Annotated in this window: 11 protein-coding genes and 2 pseudogenes; 10 read left to right on the top strand and 3 right to left on the bottom strand. The window is 66.7% G+C overall.

Annotated features, from left to right (window positions below; all coding sequences use genetic code 11):
- Positions 1-38 precede the first annotated feature (38 nt).
- Complete coding sequence (locus ACK1X7_RS11330; protein WP_385150045.1) at positions 39-1,082, bottom strand: LacI family DNA-binding transcriptional regulator; 1,044 nt, start codon at positions 1,080-1,082, stop codon at positions 39-41.
- 278 nt (positions 1,083-1,360) lie between these two features.
- Between ACK1X7_RS11330 and ACK1X7_RS11325 the strand changes: the two genes are divergently transcribed.
- Genes ACK1X7_RS11325 through ACK1X7_RS11310 form a run of 4 tightly spaced genes read left to right on the top strand, consistent with a single transcriptional unit; the run spans position 1,361 to position 5,616 of the window.
- The gene (locus ACK1X7_RS11325; protein WP_390795536.1) at positions 1,361-2,659 is read left to right on the top strand and encodes a sugar ABC transporter substrate-binding protein; all 1,299 of its coding nucleotides are present in this window, start codon (positions 1,361-1,363) and stop codon (positions 2,657-2,659) included.
- 11 nt (positions 2,660-2,670) lie between these two features.
- The gene (locus ACK1X7_RS11320) at positions 2,671-3,690 is read left to right on the top strand and encodes a carbohydrate ABC transporter permease (protein WP_413115044.1); all 1,020 of its coding nucleotides are present in this window, start codon (positions 2,671-2,673) and stop codon (positions 3,688-3,690) included.
- A 1-nt stretch (position 3,691) separates the two neighbouring features.
- Entirely contained in the window at positions 3,692-4,534 is an 843-nt protein-coding gene (locus ACK1X7_RS11315) for a carbohydrate ABC transporter permease (protein WP_390795538.1), read from the top strand.
- Between the two features lie 2 nt (positions 4,535-4,536).
- Complete coding sequence (locus ACK1X7_RS11310; RefSeq protein ID WP_413115043.1) at positions 4,537-5,616, top strand: glycoside hydrolase family 130 protein; 1,080 nt, start codon at positions 4,537-4,539, stop codon at positions 5,614-5,616.
- A gap of 77 nt (positions 5,617-5,693) precedes the next feature.
- Here the strand turns inward: ACK1X7_RS11310 and ACK1X7_RS11305 are convergent, their stop codons facing one another.
- Positions 5,694-7,676, bottom strand: coding sequence for a polysaccharide lyase family 8 super-sandwich domain-containing protein (locus tag ACK1X7_RS11305; RefSeq protein ID WP_385158023.1), 1,983 nt, complete (start codon positions 7,674-7,676; stop codon positions 5,694-5,696).
- Positions 7,677-8,346: 670 nt separating this feature from the next.
- Here ACK1X7_RS11305 and ACK1X7_RS11300 point away from each other — a divergent pair.
- Positions 8,347-9,428 (top strand): annotated as a pseudogene (locus ACK1X7_RS11300) (integrase core domain-containing protein).
- A 465-nt stretch (positions 9,429-9,893) separates the two neighbouring features.
- Here the strand turns inward: ACK1X7_RS11300 and ACK1X7_RS11295 are convergent.
- The gene (locus ACK1X7_RS11295; RefSeq protein ID WP_385152498.1) at positions 9,894-10,739 is read right to left on the bottom strand and encodes an enoyl-CoA hydratase/isomerase family protein; all 846 of its coding nucleotides are present in this window, start codon (positions 10,737-10,739) and stop codon (positions 9,894-9,896) included.
- A 343-nt stretch (positions 10,740-11,082) separates the two neighbouring features.
- Between ACK1X7_RS11295 and ACK1X7_RS11290 the strand changes: the two genes are divergently transcribed.
- The 5 genes and pseudogenes from ACK1X7_RS11290 (at position 11,083) to ACK1X7_RS11270 (ending at position 14,780) form a co-directional block, all read left to right on the top strand.
- The gene (locus ACK1X7_RS11290) at positions 11,083-12,129 is read left to right on the top strand and encodes an Lrp/AsnC family transcriptional regulator (protein WP_413115042.1); all 1,047 of its coding nucleotides are present in this window, start codon (positions 11,083-11,085) and stop codon (positions 12,127-12,129) included.
- Between the two features lie 51 nt (positions 12,130-12,180).
- Positions 12,181-12,441 (top strand): annotated as a pseudogene (locus tag ACK1X7_RS11285) (serine dehydratase beta chain); the annotation flags it as partial.
- 122 nt (positions 12,442-12,563) lie between these two features.
- On the top strand, positions 12,564-12,986 hold the full coding sequence (locus ACK1X7_RS11280; protein ID WP_385152489.1) for an L-serine ammonia-lyase, iron-sulfur-dependent, subunit beta: 423 nt from the start codon (positions 12,564-12,566) through the stop codon (positions 12,984-12,986).
- 6 nt (positions 12,987-12,992) lie between these two features.
- Positions 12,993-14,204 (top strand): metal-dependent hydrolase family protein, encoded by a 1,212-nt coding sequence (locus tag ACK1X7_RS11275; RefSeq protein ID WP_390795541.1) that lies wholly within the window; start codon positions 12,993-12,995, stop codon positions 14,202-14,204.
- A 12-nt stretch (positions 14,205-14,216) separates the two neighbouring features.
- Positions 14,217-14,780 carry a carboxymuconolactone decarboxylase family protein gene (locus ACK1X7_RS11270; protein WP_413115041.1) on the top strand — a complete coding sequence of 188 codons (564 nt, stop codon included), beginning with the start codon at positions 14,217-14,219 and terminating at the stop codon, positions 14,778-14,780.
- The last annotated feature ends 56 nt before the right edge of the window (positions 14,781-14,836 follow it).

Genomic DNA, 14,836 nt, shown 5'->3' with positions numbered 1-14,836 from the left:
CCCCGCCCCCGCCCCCGCCCCCGCTCACGGCTCCACGCTCAATTCCGCGGCGGCGCGGTGCTCGCCCGCACCACGAATTCCACCGGCGGGAGTTCGGCCGCCTGGAACTCTCCTCCCTCGGTGAGCGAAACCAGTGCCTGCGCGGCGGCGCGCCCCCAGGTCAGCACGTCCTGGCGTACCGTCGTCAGCGGCGGTGCGATGCAGTCGGCCAGCGGGATGTCGTCGAAGCCCACCACCGACAGGTCCTCGGGGACCCGCAGCCCGCGGCTGGTCGCGGCGGTGATCCCGGCGATGGCCATCAGGTCGTTGGCGTACACGATGGCGGTCGGCGGCTGGTCCAGGTCCAGCAGCTGATGCGTGGCCTGGGCGCCGGCCGCGCCGGTGAAGTCCGCCGCCACGGGCGGGATCTCGGGCAGGCCGGCATCCGCCAGCGCACCGCGCCAGGCGTCGCACCGGGCCTCGGTGTGCACGTACCCCGCGGCGCCGCAGACGTGTCCGATCCACCGGTGGCCGAGTGAGCGCAGATGGCTGACCGCACGCCGCACCCCGCTGCCGTCGTCGACCCCGAGGGCCGGCACCTGGCCGCCGTGCTGCGGTGGCCCGACGATCAGTGCGCTAATGCCCAGCTCCGTCACGAGTGCGGGCCGCGGGTCGTCGGTGCGCAGATCGGTGAGGAACACGCCGTCGACCCGACCGTCACGGGCCAGCCGCTCATACGCCTGCCGTTCGGTTTCCTCATCGGGGACGACCTGGAGCACGAGCGCGTAGCCGAGCGGCGCGAGGCCGGTCTCGATGCCGGCGACGAACTGCGGGAAGAACGGGTCGGTACTCAGCAGTTCCGGCGGTCGGCGCATCACCAGGCCGAGGGTCTGGGACCGCTTGGTGGAGAGCGCCCGGGCGCCGGCGTTGGGCTGCCAGCCCAGCTGGTCGATCGCGTCCAGGACTCGCTGGCGCGCCTGCGGGCTGACCCCAGGGCGGTCGTTGATGACGAAGGAGACCGTTGCCTTGGAGACCTGGGCCAGCGTGGCGACATCACCGATGGTCGGCCGACTGCCTCCGACCCGGCGTGGCGGCGGAGGCATCGCCTGGCGGGAACCGCCCGCCGATCCACCCGCTTTGTCCTGGCCCCGCACCATACCGCCTCGCCTTCCACTGATTCGGGACGTACGGCTCCTGGGTGGCAGAACTGCGCCACCCAGGTTACCGAAACGTTTCGCATCCGTCCTTGACGCTTAGATATTAAACCGGTTTGATGACGCTCGTAACCCCGCGGTGATCATTCTGGCGGGGCGGGCCGGCGGCGACCAGAGGGGAGTCGCTTCGGACCCTCAACCACCCGCATGGAAGGGAGTTGGGCACAATGAGGCGTTTTCCGCGCGTTACGGTGCTGACCGCCGCCGCGGCGCTTGTCCTGCCATTGTCCGCCTGCGGTTCGGGCGACGCCGGCGGCGGCAAGCCGACCTCGGGACCGATCGACATCTGGTACTCGACGAATAAGCAGGAGCAAGCCTGGGCCAAGGCCACAGTGGCTGCCTGGAACGCCGAGCACACCAAGGAGAAGGTCACCGCCAAGGCGGTGCCGTCGGGCAAGTCCACCGAAGACGTCATCGGGGCCGCGATCACCGCGGGCAACACCCCGTGCCTCGTCTACAACACCGCTCCGGCGGCGGTCGCCGCATTCCAGAAGCAGGGCGGCCTGGTGAATCTCTCGGACACCTTCGGCGATGCCGAGTCCTTCATCAAGAAGCGCTCCGGCGGTGCCGCGGACGGCTTCCGTTCCCCGGACGGCAAGTTGTATCAAGTGCCGTGGAAAACCAACCCGTTCATGCTCTATTACAACAAGGACGTCTTCAAGAAGGCCGGCCTGGACGCCGAGAATCCGAAGCTCAGCACGTACGACGATGTGCTGGCCGCGGCGAAGAAGATCAAGAGCAGTAAGGCGGCGAAGTTCACCTTGTATCCGCCGGCGACCAGTGACTACACCAATGCGCTCTTCGACTTCTATCCGCTGTACCTGGCCAACTCCGGCGGCACGCAACTGGTGAAGGACAAGAAGGCCACCTTCACTTCCGATGCCGGACGGCAGACCCTCGGCTTCTGGCAGCAGATGTACGCCAACGGCTACTCGTCCCCGGAGGCGTACAGCGGCGACATGTGGGCGGGCCCGTTCGCCGATGGGGTGGCCGCCATGGGCATCGCCGGGCCGTGGGGCAAGGGACAGTTCGACGGCAAGGTGAAGTACGGCGTGGTGCCGCTGCCCACGGCCGAGGGAATACCGGCCGACAAGACATCGACGTTCGCGGACTCCAAGAACGTCGGTCTGTTCACCTCGTGCAAGCACAAGCGGACCGCCTGGGAATTCACCAAGTTCTCGATGAGCGCGAAGAACGACGCGGCACTGCTGAAGGCGACGGGGCAGTTCCCCACCCGCAGTGACGTGGCCGCCGTCGCGGGGGGCTATCTCAAGGACAATCCCTTCTACCGGCCCTTCGCCGACGCGGTGCCGCGGGCGGTGGACGTGCCGAACATCGCCGGCTCGACCGAGGTGTGGAAGACGTTCCGCACAGCCTGGGAAGACGCGGTGCTGCCCGGGAAGGGCGATGTGAAGTCGACCTTTGACAAGGCCGCGCAGCAGATCGACGACCAGATCGCCGGCTGACGAGGCACACCATGAAATCACTCCGCGACAGCCGCGATGGGACCCAGGCCGCAGGTGATCCGCCCCGCGGCCGGCACCACCGGCCATCGCCCCGCCACGCACCGCCGGCAGCCGCACCCGAACGCCGTATCCCGGGTCGCCGGCCCGGCGCCTCGCGGCTCCAGCGTTGGCTGGGCGACAGCCCGCTCGGGCTCGTCCTGACCGCGCCGTACACCGCCTACGTCCTGGTCGTGTTCATCATCCCGTTCGGGGTCGGCGTATGGATGGCCTTCCACGACTACTTCTTCACCGCGCCCGGCGTCTCCGTGCCGCACCCGTTCGTCGGGTTCGACAACTTCACCGAGGTCCTCGGCGAGGAGAAGACCCGGCGCGCCTTCGCCAACCTCGGGTTGTTCATGGCGATCAACATTCCGCTGACCGTGGTGCTGGCGCTCACGCTGGCCTCGGCGCTGAATGCCGCGACTCACTGGCGCGGATTCTTCCGGGTGGCGTATTACGTGCCGTATGTGACGGCCTCGGTCGCCACGCTGGCGGTCTGGCTGTTTCTGTTCAATGGCTCCGGTGCCGTCAACAACGTCCTCGGCTCCTGGGCCCCGGACCCGTCCTGGCTGGCGAACAAGCACCTGGTGATGCCGCTCATCGCCGTCTACGTCACCTGGAAGCAGCTCGGGTTCTACATCCTGCTCTACCTCGCCGCGCTACAGAACGTGCCCAAGGAGCTGCACGAGGCGGCACTGACCGACGGAGCCGGGCGCTGGCAGGCGTTCCGGGCCGTCACCCTGCCGGCCGTCCGGCCCGTCACCTCGCTCGTCATCCTGCTGTCGATCATCACTGCCGGGCAGATCTTCACCGAGCCGTTCCTGCTCACCGGCGGCGGCCCGAGCGGCGCCTCGCTCACCCCCGCGCTGCTGGTGTACCAGCGGGGCATCGAGCAGGGCGAGCCGGATGCCGCGGCCGCCATCGGACTGATTCTCGTCACCGGCGTGCTCATCATCGCGACCGTCGCCCGGCGCGTCATGGAGAGGGACTGATATGGCCCATATCCCGCGCATCGCCCGCATCCTGCGCTACGCCGCGCTCGGCCTCGGCGCCATCGCCGCTCTGCTGCCGTTCTACTACATGCTCATCGGGGCGCTACAGAAGAAGCGCGACACCGGCCTCGGCGGCCTGCTGCCGAAGCCGAGCAACCTGACCCTGGACAACCTCGCCGGTATCGACGACTCGTTCAGCCTGCTGGGCGCACTTGCCAACTCGCTGATCATGACGGTCGGGGTGGTGGTCTGCACGCTGGTCTTCGGCCTGCTGGCCGGCTACGCCCTGGCTATCCTGCGCTTCCGCGGCCGCGGCCTGGTGTTCGCGCTCGTCCTGCTGGTCCAGGCGATCCCGTTCCAGTTGCTGATGATCCCGCTGTACGTGATGGTGGTGCGTTACTTCGGCCTCGCCGACAGTTACGCCGGAATGATCCTGCCGTTCGCCATCAACTCCGTCGCCGTGCTCATCTTCCGCCAGTACTTCCTCCAGATCCCGCGCGAGATCTTCGACGCGGCGCGCATGGACGGGGCGAGTGAGCTGCGCATCCTGCGCTCGGTGGCGGTGCCACTGGTGCGCCCGGCGATTCTCACAGCCATGCTGGTGACCTTCATCGGCCCGTGGAACGAGTTCCTCTGGCCGTTCCTGGTGACCAAGGACCAGGGGATGCAGCCCCTCGCGGTCAGCCTGGCGAACTTCTCGCAGGCCAATTCCACCTTCCAGGCCAACCCCATGGGCGCTGTGCTCGCCGGTGCCTGCGTGCTGGCGGTGCCGGCCGTCGTCCTCTTTCTGCTCTTCCAGCGCCACTTCACCTCTGCCAACCTCGGATCCGCGATCAAAGGCTAGGTATGACCCAGCTCAACACCGAAAGCGCGCTCCCGTACGCACTGAACCGGGTCGGTGTGCTCATGAACGCCGACTCCACCGACCCCCTGGAGGCCGAGGGCGTCCTCAATCCGGCCACCGCCTGGGGACCCGACGGCGAGCTCTATCTCTTCCCCCGCATGGTCGCGACAGGCAATGTCTCCCGGATCGGCCGCGCCCGTGTCGTGATCGAGGACGGCGTACCGGTCGGCGTAGAGCGCCAGGGCGTGGTGCTGTCCCCGGACGAAGGCTTCGAGCGGGGTGCGCACAATGCCGGCGTGGAGGACCCCCGCATCACCTTCATCCCCGACCTGGGCGTGCACGTCATGACGTACGTCGCCTACGGGCCGCTCGGCCCGCGGCCCGCGTTGGCCGTCTCTACGGACACGATCAGATGGCGCCGTCTGGGCCCACTGCATTTCACGTATCAGTCGCACCTGTCCACCGACTTGAACTTCTTCCCCAATAAAGACCTTGTCTTCTTCCCCGAGATCGTGCCCGGCCCCGACGGCCGTCCGAGCTTCGCGATGCTGCACCGGCCGATGTGGGACCTGGACTGGCTGCGTCCGGGCGAGGGCGCCCCGGTCCCGGCCGGGGTGGCCGACGGCCGCCCGTCGATCTGGATCGCGTACGTAGACGCCGAGGCGGCCCGCCGCGATCTTTCGGCGCTGACCTCGCTGCGGCACTCCGCTCCGGTGGCGGCTCCGGAGATGCCGTTCGAGGTGGCGAAGATCGGTGCGGGTCCGCCGCCGCTGCGGGTGCCCGAGGGCTGGCTGCTCATCCACCACGGGGTGACCGGCCCGGTCGCGAGGGGCTTTGAGCTCAGCCATGGCGCCGTCTACCGGGCCGGGGGCATGCTGCTGGACCCGGACAATCCGGCGCGGGTGCTGGCGCGCTCCCAGGAGCCGTGGCTGTCTCCGGAGACCCGCGAGGAGACGGTAGGAACGCTTGGCAACGTTGTCTTCCCGACGGCGATCGAGCGCATCGCGGGGACCGTCTATGTGTTCTACGGGATGGCGGACAGCGCGATCGGCGTAGCCGCCCTGGAGCGGACCGCGGACTGACGCCTCTGACCTGAACCGGCTTGCGGCCGACGGCTTCTCGCCGTCGGCCGCAAGCCGGTTTACGTCTGTGCTTCGCGTCACCTGAGGGGCTGTGTCACCGTCTTGCCGAGGTTCGGGCCGGTGCCCAGCGGGAAGCTGGCGCGACGGGTGCGGCCGGGTGCGGCAAGGGTGACGGAGACCGTCAGGTCGGGCTGGTCGGGGTTGGCGACGCTCGCCACGGCGGAGCCACCGTCCTCGTTGAGCATGATGATGGCCGGCTGATCGACTCGCAGCGTGCGACCTGATCCCAGGTCGAGGGAGCCCGCGGCATGGAAGGTCGCCATCGTCAGCCGCAGCCGCGGGTGGCGGACTGCTTGGACCTGCTCGTCGTTGCGCAGGATCTTGACGACCGGCTTGGCCGCATAGGAGCGGACCTTTTCGGGTGTCGCGCCGGGCAGGAGGACGTAGGCGTACTTGGCTCCGTCCGGGCTGGTTCCGTGGTCAAAGAAGAGGGTGAAGGCATTCCGCTTCACTGGATCACGGTCGAGCCAGCTCCCGGTCTGCTCCTTGTTCGAGACCTTCAACGGCCCGCCCTCCGGGAAGACGTAGCCGATCTCGTCGTTGTACGCCCATGAGGCGCCGGTGGCAGCTGAATCGGTCCCCGGGCGTACGGTCTTGCCGCCGACGGAGGCATTGGACCGGGCCGCTCCCTGATTGACGGTCGTATGGACGGCATACTGCGAGGTGGAACTGATCCCGGCGCCGAGCGCGACCATCTCATCGTCGAAGTAGAAGTAGCTCTTGCGCCCGGTGGTCGAGAACCGGTCGAGGGTGAAGACGCTTGCCCCGTAACGCCCGTCGGAGACGCCGCCCGTGAAACTGCCGCGGTTGGCGGGACTCGACTGCGTCGTCACCTTGGTGTAGGGCGCGGTGACACCCGGGTAGTGGAACCAGTCGAAGGCGGGTACGAGGTCGTCGTATTCCCGGTTCGTGACCTGGATCGAGGTGGCTCCCGCCGCGTTCCAGTCGATCTCGTTGCCGACTTCGGGCCGGAAGGTGGAGCGGTACTCGCTGCCCTTCATACGAGGGGAATTGACCCTGGTGAAGATTCCATACGCGTCCCGCAGATGCGAGGAGAACTCCGAGCGCCAGAAATACTTATGCCCGATGACGCCGTTCTCCCGGCTCTTCCCGCGGATATTGTCGGCAAGCCGCTGGTATGCCGCCGAGTTTCTCTCATCGGCCCGGACCATCCGGTCGAGCGGCTCGAGGAAGTCGGCCGCGTAACTCGTAATGCCGTCGATGGTGTTGGGGGGACGGTACCCGAGGTACATCATCCCGATCTCCCCGCGGATCAGCCAGCGGGTCCCGTCGAGGATGTAGAAGGCGATGGCGTCGATGTCCTGGGGCGAGAAGGCGAAGCTGGTGCCGCGCGCGACATCGGCCCAGGCCGCGACGATGGTGAACAGGGCCATGCCGTAGCCCTCGCTGTAGAGCTGCGCCCCATGCGCCCAGAAGGACGAGTCCACCTGCACGGCCTCGGTGACCTTACCGCTGCTGTCGACGGCGACCGTCTGCGACATGGTGGCGTAACCCTGCTCGATGTCGGCGGTCGCGTGCTTCGCGACGGCCTCATAGAGGTAGTTCTCGGTCCTCCAGGAGCCGTTCGCCCCGGCCGGGTCCAGACGGCCGGTGTTGTGGACGTACGTCACCTCCCGCGCCTCGGTGCTGAGTTTGTCGCCGACGAAGATCGACACCCGGCCCATGGCCATCGACTTGCCGATCTCGACTTCCCACCAGTTCGTGCTGGTCGGTTTGACACTGTCCCAGTAGAGAAGCGCGCGGTTCAGGGCCTCGATCAGCTCCGGTTTGCCGTAGCCCGCGGCACCCGGGTCACGGTAGGCATGAGCCATCGCGATCATGCGGTACAGCGCGTGATAGGGCGACCAGACTCGGCCGTTGGCGGAACTGGTGGTGTCGCCGTAGTCCACATTGGGCCACGAGCCGTCGGCGCGCAGGGACTCGACATAGGCCAGGGCCTCGGACGTACGGGCGAGGAAGATGCCATTGGCGATTCTCACCTGGTCACCTTGGGCAAGAAACCGCTGTTGCAGGCGTTCGATGATGAGTTGAATGTCATCCGTCGCCGCTTGACTTCCACTGGCTTCGGCAGCCCGCGCGAGAGTCGGCACTGACAGCGTCAGTCCGGCGACACCGGCGGCGAGCCCGAGGCCCCCGAGTAGGACGCGACGTCGATCGGGCAGGGGAACCACTCCATTTTCCGTCATGCGGACTCCTTTGGGCGCACCCAGATCCTGACAACGTTGCCGTGGGGGGCGTGCGTCGGTTGACGAGGTCTTCCGGGTGCTGATTCGGTCACGGCTTCGGCTTGGTGCACACCGACTTCTAAACCGGTTTGAAAGCGACTCGTAAACAGTTACCGGCTACGGCCTGGGTACGTCAACAGTCGCGACGCTGGGAGGGCGCGGGTGGCTTCGGCCCCTAGAGGGCGGCGGGCAGCCGCCGGCGGGGCGAGGGCCGAGGATCGGGGGCGGGATGGTCGATGCGTCGATGGTGCCGACGAGGGTGCTGCGGGACCTGTTCGGCCAAGCCCCGGGCCCTGACGGGATGCGGGTAGCCATGCCTCATTGCCGCCGGGCGGGGAGCCTGTGGGACTCGAACCTGTGCCGCTCGAAAAGTCGTCGTCGCAGGTGGGAGTGGTACGGCCAGTCCGCTGGGATCATGTCCTCCGTGATCGTGCCCTTGCTGTACCAGGTGACCCGAAAGCTGCTGACTGTTCCATCGGTGCTCCTGCGTCGCGGGGCGGCGAAGGACGCGGAACTGCTGGTGCTGCGGCACGAGAACGCGGTCCTGCGCCGCCAGTTGGCCAGACCGATGCGCTACGAGCCCGCTGACCGGTTCTGGTTCGCCGCCCTGTCCGGGCTGATACCCCGGCGCCACTGGCACCAGGTCTTCTCTGTCGCCCCCGACACCCTGCTGGCCTGGCATCGCAGGTTCATCGCCGCGAAGTGGGACTACACCGCGCGCAGGCGCACCGGACGCCCACCCACCACGGCAGCGATCAAGAGGCTCGTCCTACGGCTGGCCCGGGAGAATCCGAGGTGGGGGCACCGGCGGATCCAGGGGGAGCTGACCCGGCTCGGGCATCGGATGGCTGCGTCGACGGTCTGGGAGATCCTGCATGCCGCGGGCATCGATCCGGCACCGCGCCGCGCAGGACCCACCTGGCGCGAGTTCCTGACCACGCAAGCCCAGGGCACCATCGCGGCAGACTTCCTCCATATCGACACCGCGCTCGGCAAGCGACTGTACGCGCTGGTGTTCCTCGAGCACGGCACCCGGCGACTGCACATCACCGGGGTCACCGCCCGCCCGACACAGGACTGGGCAGTGCAGCAGGCAAGGAATCTCACGATTGGCCTGGGCACACGCATCGATTCCCTGTACTTCTTGCTGCGCGACCGCGATGGCAAGTACAGCCAGGCATTCGACGCGGTCTTCCAAGCCGAGGACATGGAGATCCTCAAAAGTGCGCCACGAGCTCCCCGGATGAACGCGCACTGCGAACGCATCATCGGCAGCATCCGACGCGAAGCCCTCGACCACGTCCTGATCATGAACGAGGCCCACGCCCGCCACGTCCTTGCATCCTACGAGCGGCACTACAACGAGCACCGACCCCACCAAGCCCGCAACCAGCTACCACCCGACGCTCACGAACAACCCGCAGCAGCGCATGACCTCAGCACCCACAAGTCGAGCGCACCCGGATCCTCGGCGGCCTCATCAACGAGTACAGACATGTGGCATGACGTGCCGCGATGACTTTTCGAGCGGCACAAGGTTCGCTGCGAACCACCCGTCAGCCAGTTCCAGCGCCCGGTCAATATGCGCGGCACCTGCGCCCAGCGCCTGCCCAACGGAGACCGCTGTGCGGGTGGCCGTCTACCCTTTGCCGACGAGCACGGCCTGGCCCCGACGACCCACACCCCCGGCTTCCCGGATCTCGCCCGCGAGGGGCTGTCGCCGACAAGCGCGGCGCTCAGGGACCAGCGCGTCCAGACAGCCGGTCGACGCCGATCATCTTCGCGCCGCGGAAGGCGGCCAGAGCGGGGCGCCGGATCCAAGGATCCGGCGCCCCGCTCTGATCGACAGATGATTTACCGGCGCTAGCCTGAAACTGACTCGCCATCCGACAACACCCCGAGGAGATCAGTAGACAAGTGTCGGCCGCCGTCCGTGACGGCGGCCGACAACCTGCTTCGTCCCTCAGGTTCTCACCACGCTTTGCGTGAGCGCGCCTCGACGACCAGGTCGGGGTCGGGAACCTGTCGCTTGGCAGCGACGGTGGCAAGCATCTGTTGCGAGAAGTGGAAACCGAAGTCTTCGGCAACGAGCTTGCGCCAGGGGCGAGACACGATGTTGTGGGTTGCCCAGCGGGCGAACCGCGGGCGCTTCATGATGTCGCCTGCGATCCCCCACGCCTTCGGCAGGAGCTCCTCACGCGGAAGTACGTCGCTGACGAGCCCGTAGTCGAGTGCTTTCCGCGCGGGGATGGAGCGGCCACTGTAGATGTCGTAGGCCGCCCGCTTCGTGCCCATCAGGTGCTGCAGGGCGAGCGAGAGTCCGTCTCCCGGCGCGGTGCCCGCCATGAAGTGGGGGTCCATGAAGTCTGCGTCTTCCGCGGCCAGAGTGATGTCGCAGAGTAGCGCGAACTCGGTGTGGATCCCGGGACCGTTTACCGCCGCGATCGTCGGGATGTCGAGGTTGTTGACGAAGTTCTCGATCAGCTTCCACGCATCGATGGTCTGCTGAAAGATGTAGTCGGGCTCCTCGTCGACGATGGGCCGCGGCCACGTCTCCTCGGGGTCGCCTCGGAACCAGGTCTCGCCGGTGCCGGTCAGGATGAGGACATGGTTGTCGGGGTCGTTGCCCACGTCCTGCCACACCCGGTTCCACGCGTTGTGGGCGGCCCAGTTGTGGATGTACGGACCGCCGTCAGTGTGGAGCCGAAGCTCGATGATCCCGTTCTCCCTGCGCATCTTGAAGAAGGCGGCGTACTTCTCTGAGTACTCCTCAAATGCGGTCGGTGGAACGTGGCCTTCCCACCGGGGGTCTGACATGGTCGCCAAGGTCGTCCTCCTTCGCCAGCGCCGGGATACCGACGCTCTCGCACTAATGCGAAGATCATTACTCCGTGAGGAAGCGGCATGACCGGCAACGCAGGAAAAATCCCCAGAAGCCAACCGCGATGAAGTTTGACGTCCGGCAGGCGCGCCCTTCTGCCGTAATTCGGCCAGCGTCACGAGCTCCACGCCGGCACTCAAAGGGCATCGCGAGTTGCGGCGTCTGGAATCTCCGCACGGAGCCACGTCAGGATGCTTCGGCACACTGCACGTGAACAACCGCATGCCCGCCACAACATCAACCCTTTCCCGTAACATAGAGTCAAGTCTTATGTGTCATTTGGACGCGAGTCGGCAGGACTACGACCTCGATGAGCTCGATCGGCGGCTCATCCATGCCCTCCAGATCAACCCGCGAGCACGCTGGGCTGCGCTGGCGCCGATTATCGGGGTCGACGCGGTCACCCTCGCCCGGCGCTGGGAACGCATCGTCGAGGCTGGCATCGCATGGGTGTCCGGACATCCCGGCCCAGAGCTGAGAGGGCCGTCGGCCATACTGGAAATCGAAGCCCACCCTGCCGCCACGCTCGGTCTCGCACAGGAGATCTCGGCGGACAGTGAAGCGTTCACGGTGGACCTCACGGCCGGGGGACGCGAGATGCTCGTGCTGGTGGCCACATCAAGCATGGATGCCCTCACGGAGTATTTGATGACGCGGGTACCGGCACTTGACGGGATTCGGGCGGCCCGGGCCCACTTGTTCACGTCGCCCTTCGTGGACGGAGGTCAGTGGCGTCTTCGCTCCCTGTCAGCCGAGGAGATCGCTGCGGTAGAGCGGACCATCGAGGTCTCGCGATCCCCGAGGGGCCGCGTCGACTCTCAGATGGAAGACCAACTCCTTCGCCTCCTGGGTTCGGACGGCAGGGCGACAGTGGCTTTCCTGGCGCGGGCCGTCGGCGTGGGCCAACGTCGGGTACGGGATGCGGTTGCGGCCATGACTGCACAAGGGCGGTTGGACACCCGCCTGGATATGGCAAAAACGCAATCAGGTCGCCCGGTTCATGCGTGGTACTTCCTCCGTGTCCCTGCCGCGCTCGTGCAGCGCGTCGGGTCGGTGCTCACGCGTATCGGCGAGATCCGCCTCGCGGTTTCAACTGTCGGACAGTACAACCTCATCCTCGCCGTGTGGTTGCCGACGCTGGCTGACGTGCAGCGGCTCGAGGCCGTCCTCGAGGAGAAACTTCCCGGCGTCAGCATCGCCGACCGTTCCGTCGTGCTGCGCACGGTCAAGAAGGAAGGACACCGCCTCAATGCCCATGGGCACACCACTGGCGAATTCAGCCCTCTGCTGACCAATATGCCTCAGTCAAAGCCGTCTTTCGGGTGAAATCCTGCAACAGGCCGGGACCATTACACGCGCCGACTACCGTCCTGCTTCATGACCACTTCGACAGCTCCTGTCGGTGTCTTCGACCTGTCCACTATCGGGATTGAGCCCTCAAGTTCGCACACAGTCGGACCGATGAAGGCAGCCGCCGCCTTTGCGAAGGACCTACGAAGAGCGGACACGGCGGACAGCGTCGAATCAGTGCGAGTGGGGATATTTGGCTCGCTCACCGCGACCGGACGCGGGCACGGCACGTTCACCGCGGTGCTTCTAGGCTTGGATGGTGCGCAATCAGCCAGGATCGACTCCGGCGAAGTTGAGCGAAGACTGGCGGACGTCACGGAATCCGGCACGGTGAGCCTCGGCGCAGGGGCAACGAATCCCCTGCCGGATCGAGGACTTCGTGCTGCGACCGTTGACCGTACGGCGAAACGATGCGCACATGCGTCACCTCGGCTGTATCGCGCACAGGGGTGCTCCCTGGTGGCCTCGGTGACCGTCGGCGAGCCGGTGCATGGGCGTCGCGATTGGACCGCGAGGACCCCGAGCGCAATGACCAATACTGGCAAGAGCGTGTCAACTTCATCGCGTTGGCAGTGAATGAGGAGAACGCCAGCGGCGGCCGCGTCGTGACCGCACCGACCAACGGTGCGGCCGGCTTCATCCCCGCCGTACTGTTTTACGCATTGAACCACACGGCTGCGGGCAAGGGCGCCGACGACGATTCACGCAACGACATCGTCGGGTTCTGCTCACCGCCACGGCGGTGGGCAGCCTCTGTAAGGCCAACGCCTCCATCTCCGGTGCCGTGTCAGCCCCCCGCGCCCAACCTGCGCAGTCGAACATTCATGAAATGAGGAGCAATGGCAATCCGCACAGTCTTCAAGAATGGGACCGTCTTCGACGGAACCGCAGCAGGCATAGCCGACCTCGTCATCGAAGGCCGCCACGTCGTCGATGTCGGGACCGATCTGGACGGTGATCACGTTGTGGACTGCTCTGGAAAGTCGGTCCTCCCCGGGCTGTTCGACTGCCACGTGCACGTGATGACCCGAGACTTCAACCTCGCACGCGCCGAACAACAAGCCTTCTCCCTGCAGTATTACGAAGCAAAGCGCAACCTGTCGCTCCTGCTCGACCAAGGCATCACCTCTGCCCGAGATGCCGCAGGCGCAGACCTAGGGGTGAAGCAAGCGATCGCACAGGAACTCATCGAGGGACCGCGACTGCAGATCGCGATCTCGATGCTGTCCCAAACGGGCGGGCACGGCGATGTCCATCTCCCCTCGGGAGGTCAGCGATCGATCCCGATGATGACGGCACACCCCGGACGGCCCAACCCGATCGTCGACGGCCCGGACGGAGTACGGCGAGGAGTTCGTGAAGTCCTGCGCGCGGGAGCCGACGCAGTCAAGATCGCCACCACCGGCGGAGTCATGTCTCCAGGCGATAATCCCCGCCACGCCCAGTTTCGCGCCGACGAGCTAGCGGTGATCGTCGCCGAAGCCGCCGCGGCCGACACCTACGTATTCGCCCACGCGCAGGGGACCGAGGGAATCAAGGCAGCCTTGCGGGCCGGCGTCCGTTCCATCGAACACGGCTACTACCTGGACGACGAAGCAGTCGACCTCATGCTCGAGCGTGGCGCCTGGCTCGTTCCCACGCTGTCAGCAACACGCGCCATCATTGACGCCGCTGACAGCGGCATACCGATCCCGGAAGAGAACGCCAACCTTGCCCGTGAGGCCGTCGAAGCTCATCAGGCGAGCTTCGCACTCGCCGTCCAGGCGGGAGTGAAGATCGCTATGGGGACCGACAGCCCGCCCTACTGGAGCCCGGCAGCGAGCAACCTCAGTGAACTCGCTCTGATGGTGAACTCCTCGTCGATGTCCGCGCTGGATGCCTGGCGCGCCACGACGTCGAGCCCGGCCGAACTCCTTCGATTCGACACCGCCGGAAAGTTGGCAGCCGACAAGCTCGCGGATGTGGTCGTCGTCGCGGGCAGTCTGTCCGATCTCGACGACCTTCGCGGTCGGGTCCGTCAGGTGTGGCTCGCCGGCACGCAGGTACGGTGACGCGTTGTGCGCATGCCCTCGATCAAGCCCAGCGAACTGACAGCCGAGCAGCGCTCGCTCGACGGTCACGTCCGACAGCTCATGGCCGGGTTGCCCGCGCCGTTTACCTCGACTGATCCCGACGGCGCGCTGATCGGCCCGTTCCCGGTGATGCTCCGCTTTCCCGGGCTCGCCCGCCCGCTGCTGGAGTGGTTCACGGCCGGCACCGGTGCCTCAGTCCTGCCCGCCCGGGTGCGCGAGGTTGCGATTCTCACCACGGGGTCGCGGTATGCCGCGGCCTACGAGCTGTACTCGCACTCCCGGGTTGCGCTCGACGTCGGTCTGCCGGAGGACATCATCGAGGGCCTGGTCGCGGGGCAGCGCCCGGCAGGCATGACCGCCGAGGAAACGGTCGCTCACGATGTGGCTGCCCGGCTGCACAGCGGCGCGCCTTTGCCGGGAGCGCTTTACCGAGCCGCGGTCCGCGCCTTCGGCGACTCCGGTACGGCTGAACTCGTCTTCCTCGTCGCGCAGTATGCCGCCATCTCGGCGATCCTCAATGCGTACGACGTGCCACTGCCGCCCGACGGCGACTGACTCTGCGTCAGCGAGCTCTGGGACGGCAGACCGGGTGTCCGCCGCCTCCCCAGCCC

It is taken from the genome of Streptomyces sp. CY-1, assembly GCF_047218265.1.
In the GTDB taxonomy this organism is placed as follows: domain Bacteria; phylum Actinomycetota; class Actinomycetes; order Streptomycetales; family Streptomycetaceae; genus Streptomyces; species Streptomyces niphimycinicus.
The sequence above is the reverse complement of the archived record's forward strand: the minus strand, read 5'-3'. Positions and strand labels throughout refer to the sequence as shown.

What these genes read in the sequence shown, in the direction of transcription:
- ACK1X7_RS11330 (WP_385150045.1), bottom strand. Translation starts at nt 1,082, where the DNA reads ATGCCTCCGCCGCCACGCCGGGTCGGAGGCAGTCGGCCGACCATCGGT.
- ACK1X7_RS11325 (WP_390795536.1), top strand. Translation starts at nt 1,361, where the DNA reads ATGAGGCGTTTTCCGCGCGTTACGGTGCTGACCGCCGCCGCGGCGCTT.
- ACK1X7_RS11320 (WP_413115044.1), top strand. Translation starts at nt 2,671, where the DNA reads ATGAAATCACTCCGCGACAGCCGCGATGGGACCCAGGCCGCAGGTGAT.
- ACK1X7_RS11315 (WP_390795538.1), top strand. Translation starts at nt 3,692, where the DNA reads ATGGCCCATATCCCGCGCATCGCCCGCATCCTGCGCTACGCCGCGCTC.
- ACK1X7_RS11310 (WP_413115043.1), top strand. Translation starts at nt 4,537, where the DNA reads ATGACCCAGCTCAACACCGAAAGCGCGCTCCCGTACGCACTGAACCGG.
- ACK1X7_RS11295 (WP_385152498.1), bottom strand. Translation starts at nt 10,739, where the DNA reads ATGTCAGACCCCCGGTGGGAAGGCCACGTTCCACCGACCGCATTTGAG.
- ACK1X7_RS11280 (WP_385152489.1), top strand. Translation starts at nt 12,564, where the DNA reads ATGCGCACATGCGTCACCTCGGCTGTATCGCGCACAGGGGTGCTCCCT.
- ACK1X7_RS11275 (WP_390795541.1), top strand. Translation starts at nt 12,993, where the DNA reads ATGGCAATCCGCACAGTCTTCAAGAATGGGACCGTCTTCGACGGAACC.
- ACK1X7_RS11270 (WP_413115041.1), top strand. Translation starts at nt 14,217, where the DNA reads ATGCCCTCGATCAAGCCCAGCGAACTGACAGCCGAGCAGCGCTCGCTC.